Source organism: Pontibacter rugosus (genome assembly GCF_042678745.1).
Taxonomy (GTDB): Bacteria; Bacteroidota; Bacteroidia; order Cytophagales; family Hymenobacteraceae; genus Pontibacter; species Pontibacter rugosus.
Map to the genome: position 1 here is coordinate 1 of NZ_JBHTLD010000242.1, position 6,451 is coordinate 6,451.

General features: G+C 45.9%; 4 protein-coding genes. All 4 read left to right on the forward strand.

The genetic code is table 11. The features are described from left to right. Positions 1–343 (forward strand): ArsR/SmtB family transcription factor (locus tag ACFQ2O_RS18815; protein ID WP_377531596.1); only part of this gene is annotated, 343 nt, incomplete at its 5' end. 68 nt (positions 344–411) lie between these two features. Continuing rightward, positions 412–813, forward strand: a complete 402-nt coding sequence (locus ACFQ2O_RS18820; RefSeq protein WP_377531599.1) for a rhodanese-like domain-containing protein — start codon at positions 412–414, stop codon at positions 811–813. A 190-nt stretch (positions 814–1,003) separates the two neighbouring features. Then, positions 1,004–2,233: an exonuclease SbcCD subunit D C-terminal domain-containing protein gene (locus ACFQ2O_RS18825; protein WP_377531603.1), complete on the forward strand. Its 1,230-nt coding sequence runs from the start codon at positions 1,004–1,006 to the stop codon at positions 2,231–2,233. Positions 2,234–2,412: 179 nt separating this feature from the next. Then, a complete protein-coding gene (locus ACFQ2O_RS18830; protein ID WP_377531607.1) occupies positions 2,413–6,066 on the forward strand; it encodes an AAA family ATPase in 3,654 nt (1,217 codons plus the stop codon). The last annotated feature ends 385 nt before the right edge of the window (positions 6,067–6,451 follow it).

Genomic DNA, 6,451 nt, shown 5'->3' on the forward strand with positions numbered 1-6,451 from the left:
TCATATATCTATAGTACTTATACTAAATCACAAAAACATGAGCACCTTGAAAGTGAGGGTTGATCAGGAGAAGTTGGATAAAGCAGCTTATGTACTTAAGTGTGTGGCACACCCAGTTCGCATAAGCATTATCGATTTACTGGAACAGCGGGAGAGGCTTACAGTAAGTCAGCTACAAGAGGTACTAAGTATAGAACAGTCGCTTCTGTCTCATCACCTAACCAATATGCGCGACAAAGGCATTGTTAAAACGCAACGTGAAGGCAAAAACGTATATTACTCTCTTACTGACACTACCATCACAACTATTATTGAATGCATTAAAGGCTCCAAAGTATTTTAAGGTTTCTCTTGATGCCCACAGCATGTTTTTACTTAACTTGTAAACACTAACACCTAAAAATAGCCACTATGAAATTACTATCTATAGCTATACTTGCCACTGTTCTCTTTAGCTGTACAAGTACACAACCTTCAGCCAGTACCGAAGTAAAAAACATGAACCCGTATGAGTTCAGAGATCAGAACTTACATTCTAAAACTGTTTTAGTTGATGTACGAACACCAGAGGAATTTGCCACTGGTCATTTAGAAGGATCATTGAACGCGGACTTACGTGGCGGGGAGTTTGAGAAGGAGATGCAAAACTGGAACAAAGCTAAAACATACTACCTGTATTGTGCTTCAGGCAATAGAAGCAGCCAGGCTGCTGAACTAATGAAGCAAGCGGGTTTTAGAACAATCATAAATATAGGCGCCTACAAAGACTTAAAAGAGGCAGGGTTACCAACTGAAACAGGCAATCAGCAGTAGCCTGGTTCTACTCTTAGCGCTACTTACCCAGTTATAAATAATGCAAACCAGGAGCTAAAGCAATTTTACGTAGCGCATATAGTTGCATTTTTCAGGGGCCATCAAGTATAAAATTGATTAAAAGCAATAAAGCTACTTGCAACATGCCTACAACCTGATGTATCTTAGACCAGAATAGGAGAAGAAGCTCATGCGCGTACTACATACATCAGACTGGCACCTGGGCCAGCGCCTCGTAAACCTCGAACGTACCGAAGAACACCAACATTTCCTTAATTGGCTACTCCAGACAATTGAGCAGGAGAAGGTAGATGCATTGCTTATGTCTGGCGATGTGTTCGATAATGGTGCTCCCTCTAATACAGCCCTTAAACTTTATTATGATTTCCTGCGCCGTGTGTGTGCTACCTGCTGTCGCCATATTATCATAACCGGTGGCAACCACGACTCTGTGTCTACGCTAAATGCTCCAAAAGAACTGCTAGAGTGCTTTAACATTCATGTGATCGGGGGCGCATCCACTGACCCTCTGGATGAACTGATTGTACTGAAAGATGACCAGGGTGCTATAGAATTAGCGGTGTGTGCTGTTCCCTTCCTCCGAGATCGGGATATAAGGCTTTCCGTTTCAGGAGAAACCTTTGAGGAGCGGGAGCAGCGCATAAAAGAGGGCATAGCCGCACATTACGAAGCTTTTGTGCCGCATATTCAAGCCTATAAAACACAAGGAATACCTGTGGTAGCCATGGGGCACCTTTTTGCCGCAGGTGGTTCCGCATCAGAAAGCGAGAAGGATATTCATGTAGGTAACCTGGGCCAAATTGGAGCAGATCAGTTTCCAAAGGAGTTTAACTATGTGGCACTTGGGCACCTGCACCGCCCCCAGATGGTAAATAAAGCACACCACATCCGCTACTCCGGCTCCCCCATTCCGCTTAGCTTTAGCGAAGTGACTGACACAAAAGTCATTTTTATACTTGATTTTGCTGATGGAAAGCTGTCAGAGCTCCGTGAGCTGCAAGTGCCGTGCTGCCGCAAGCTTATCCGCTTTAAAGGCCCATTAGAGAAAGTAAAGCAACAGCTGTCTGTTTACGATAACAGCGCTTATACCTACACTGCCTGGGCAGAACTGCAACTAGAGCTGGATGCACCTCTCCCCGACCTCAACCAGCAACTGGAGGAAATCTTAAGCCTGAAGAAAGATCAACTACAATTACTCATTCATCGGCCACCTATCATACAAAGGGCTGCCGCTACGCTGGAACAGCAGGTGCAGGAAGAAGTTGACTTACTTACCTTACACGAAAAAGACGTTTTTCTAAAACGATGCGAAAGCGCCTATCCGGAAAGTGACCATACAGAATTGTTATCTACCTTCACAGAGCTACTTGAATTGATGGGGCAGGAAAAAGAGAGTTGATTACTTTTTTCTTTCGTAATCAGAATTGTTTGAGAAGACTGAGTTTTGCTGCACCACTACCTATACAAAAACCAGATACCCGGCCACTCCTTCAGGTAAACGCAAGTATAGGCAATGGCTTTATTCTTTCTTAACTCACCTGTAAACTTTTATCTTTATGATTCCATAGTACAAGCCCCATGAAAATCCTTTCCGTACGTTTCCAGAACCTTAACTCACTGAAAGGTGAGCATGAGATACGCTTTGACCAAAGCCCACTGGCAGAGGCAGGACTCTTTGCTATTACCGGGCCTACAGGTGCTGGCAAGACCACTATCCTGGATGCTATTACGGTTGGCCTGTACGGATTGGTGCACCGCCACAGCAATGACAAACCGCTGGAGCTCATGACGCGCCATACTGCTGAAAGCTATGCCGAGGTGGAGTTTGAGGCCAATGCAAAACGCTATCGCTCTAAATGGCACATTCGCAGAAGCCGTGGCAAAGTGGATGGTAATATCCAACCGGTACACATGGAGCTGTTTAGCTTTGAGGAAAACGCTTTATTTGACCTGAAGCCGAGCCAGGTACCCGACAAAGTAGCCGAGCTATGCGGCCTGGATTACGGACAGTTTCTACGCTCGGTAATGCTCTCTCAAGGTGATTTTGCACGCTTCCTGAAAGCCAACCCCAACGAGCGAAGCAGCCTGCTTGAGAAGATTACAGATACAGGAATCTACTCGCAGATTTCGCAGTTCGCTTTTGAAAAGGCCAAAGCAGAGCGGCAAAAACGTGAAGAACTGGAGCGACGCTTACAGGATACGCATCTTTTGCCGGAAGAGCAGCGGCAGGCTTATGAGCAAAGTATACTTGAACTGGCAAATCAGGAAAGCATTCTTCAAAAAGACATCGCAGCTCTACAGGAAAAGCTTCAGTGGTTGCAGACAATAGCCCACCTACAAGCAAAACAAGTACAGCACCAAGCAGCTTTACAAGTACAGGAACAAAAGCTGGAGAGCCTGAAACCGGACTTCCAAAAGCTTCAGCAGCATGAGCAAGCGCATAAGTTTGTTGGCGAGCTTGCAGAAATCCGGAGCGCCAATGGCAAAGTTACCGAAATGCAGGAGCAACTCCAGACACTGGAAAAAAGGCTTCCGATTTTAGAAACAGAAATGGCATTGGCTGGAAACTTAGCTACCGAGGCCAGCAAGGCGCATCACCAACAGGAAGAAAAGCTACACAAACTGGAGCCTCTCCTACTTCAGGTAGGCAAGCTTGACCACCAGCTCAGCAGCCTGCGGGAGGGGTACAGCAAAAGCAAGGCTGCCTATGTCTCTTTTGATGAAGTACTGAAGCAGGATCAACAGCTGCTTCAAACAAAGCAGCTGGAACTGGATAAGCTGACAAAAGAAGCTACAAGTATAAAAACCTGGCTAAAGCAGCAGGCAGGCCTGCAGGAATTAAGAACGGCCTTGCCTGATTTTAAAGCCACCTTACGAGAGCTACAGGAAGTAGGACTACGCCTGCAGCGCCTGCAGCAAGAGCAGCTTGATCTACAGCAGCAGCGCCAGCAGGAAGCACTGCAACTTGCTGCAATTGAGCAAAACCAGGCACAACAGCAGGCGCAACATGCCCAGCTTCAGAAGCAAAAGCAAGAACAGATAGCACAGCTTCAAGCTATACTGGCAGATAAGAGCCTGGAAGAGCTGGAGCAGACAGCACAGGCGCAACCTGCAATGGTGGCGAAGTATGAACGCCTGCTGGAATTAGCAGTTCAACACAACGCTCAGCAGCAAAAACTACAAAGTATAAACCTGCACCTGTCACAAAACGAACAACAGACAAAAGACCAAACACAGGAGCTACAGGCTTTACAGACAAAGCACAAGTTAGCAGCAGAACACCTGGAGGCACTCCAAAAATTGGTGCAGCTGCAACAGCAGATTCAGCAGTACGAGGAGGCACGCCATACGTTAATAAAAGATGAACCTTGTCCGCTTTGCGGAGCAACGCACCACCCTTTTATTGAGGACAACTACAAATCTGACCTTCCAGAGGAAGTACAGAAACGTGATAAGCAGCAAGCCCTTGTAAGAGAGTTGGAGCAAAGTATGAATCAATGCCAACTACTGTTAGGCGCTTTGCAACAACAGCAAAAGTTAGCGGCCACTACCAAAGCAGAACTAGAGGCAGAGGTGGAAAGGCTTATACATGGTTTTGGCCAGCTATCGGAAACACTCCTGCTGCGGATTCCGGTTATAGAAACTCAAAAGCTGGCAGAGCTGCTGGAGACACATCAGAACAAGACAGATGTGCTGCAACAGCAATTAGCAAAGGTACGCGCGCTCAGCAGAGAAGTAGAAAGTATAAATCTTTCTTTACAAAAGCTGAGGGAGGAACAGATGCAAGCACAAGGTAAGCATAACCAGCTACAGGCATCAGATAAGCTCCTGCAAAACCAGCTTCAAAAGTTACAATTACGCTTAGCAGATGAACAGCAGCAGCAGCAAGATCATGCCGAAATAGCTCAGTCTTTTGCCGCTACTTTTGGCCAGGAGTACAAACAAGATTCTCAACAACAGCTGCTGCAAACACTGGAGCAATTGGCTGCTACGTATGCACAAAAACAACAGGCGCTGGAGGACATGCGCGAGCAGTATGCTGCGCTACGAGAGCAGGTAAAAAGCCTGAGCGAGCGCGTGCAGGAAAAGACCAGTGAGCAACAGGAGCGCCAGCAGGCATTAAAAAATGAGCATGAGAAACTTACAAGGCTGAAGACAGAGCGACAGGCACTATTTGGCGACAAAGATCCGGAGCAGGAAAGAAAGCAGGCACAGCATGAGCTAAAAGCCAAAGCGAATCAGGCAGAAGAGGCTCGGGCACACCACCTAAAGAAACAACAGGAGTTGCAGGAGCTGCGTGCAAGGCGTACAGAATGCCACTCCAAACACCAACAGCACAAATTATTGCATGATGAATTGCAGAATGGTTTGTTGCGTGTGCTACAGCAAAAAGGCATTGAAACCATTGATGCCTTAAGTCAGATGCTACTGAAGCAAGACGAGGCAGACCGCCTTGCCAACTTGAAAGCACAGACAGAGAAGCACCTCACTGAAACCCGGAAATCGTTTAGCGATGTAAAGCAGGAAATGGCGCAGACACAGGAATTAGCTTTAACAAGCGAAGGTAAAGAGGGGCTGGCACTACAGCTACAAGAAAAGAATCAGCTGCAGCGGGAGCTAATTTCGCAGCGAGCCCGGCAGGAACAGCTGCTGGAGCAAGATACACGGCAACGGGAGAGAAACAAAGAATTGGCCGTACAGCTGCAGATACAACAACAGCTGTATCATCGCTGGTCACAGTTGTCAGACCTGATAGGCTCTTCTGACGGCAATAAATTCAGCCGTTTTGCACAGGGGCTTACATTGGCGAGGCTTGTAGAGCTGGCAAACCGGCACCTGCTTAAATTAAACGACCGCTATCGTATTCTCAAAAGTACAGAAGAAGACCTGGAACTACTGATCATAGACACCTACCAGGCTGAAGCGATTCGCCCTATGAATACGCTATCTGGGGGCGAAAGCTTTTTGGTGAGTCTGGCTTTAGCACTGGGCCTCTCCGACCTTGCCGGCCATCGTACGCAGATAAACTCTCTCTTTATAGATGAAGGATTCGGTACTTTAGACGCCGAGACCTTAGATGCAGCTATCTCTACTTTAGAAAACCTACAGGCTAGTGGCAAAATGATTGGCATTATTTCGCACGTAGAGGCACTAAAAGAGCGCATTAGTACCCAAATAAAAGTACAGCGGCAAGCAGGTGGAGTGAGTAAAGTAGAAGTTGTAGGCTGGTAGAGAGCTTTAAGCTAAACGACAACTTAATCCCTGCGGACTCACCTATGGCTTAGCACGCCCTCCTTTCAAAGTTACCCTATATGTTCTACTTTATGCCATAAACGCAGGTATGTAATGTATACAATATAGTTTTAGCTTATAAGCTGAACCTGTTATGCAAGTATAAACTGCCATTTAAGCACTCCATCAAATATGTTATAACACTATTTTATAATAAGTTAGAAATATTATGTGAAGATTTGGATTCGCGTTACATTTGCGGTTAAGGAATTTTCAGAAAATCTCTATCAAAACAGGTTTATCCTCAGTAGTGGAATTGTTAAAATTTAAATCTTAGAAACTTTGTGCATAAAGTACAGAATTAGACATTTTTATGAGCAGTATA

Coding starts and splice junctions, on each gene's coding strand:
- ACFQ2O_RS18830 (WP_377531607.1), top strand. CDS start 2,413: ATGAAAATCCTTTCCGTACGTTTCCAGAACCTTAACTCACTGAAAGGT.
- ACFQ2O_RS18825 (WP_377531603.1), top strand. CDS start 1,004: ATGCGCGTACTACATACATCAGACTGGCACCTGGGCCAGCGCCTCGTA.
- ACFQ2O_RS18820 (WP_377531599.1), top strand. CDS start 412: ATGAAATTACTATCTATAGCTATACTTGCCACTGTTCTCTTTAGCTGT.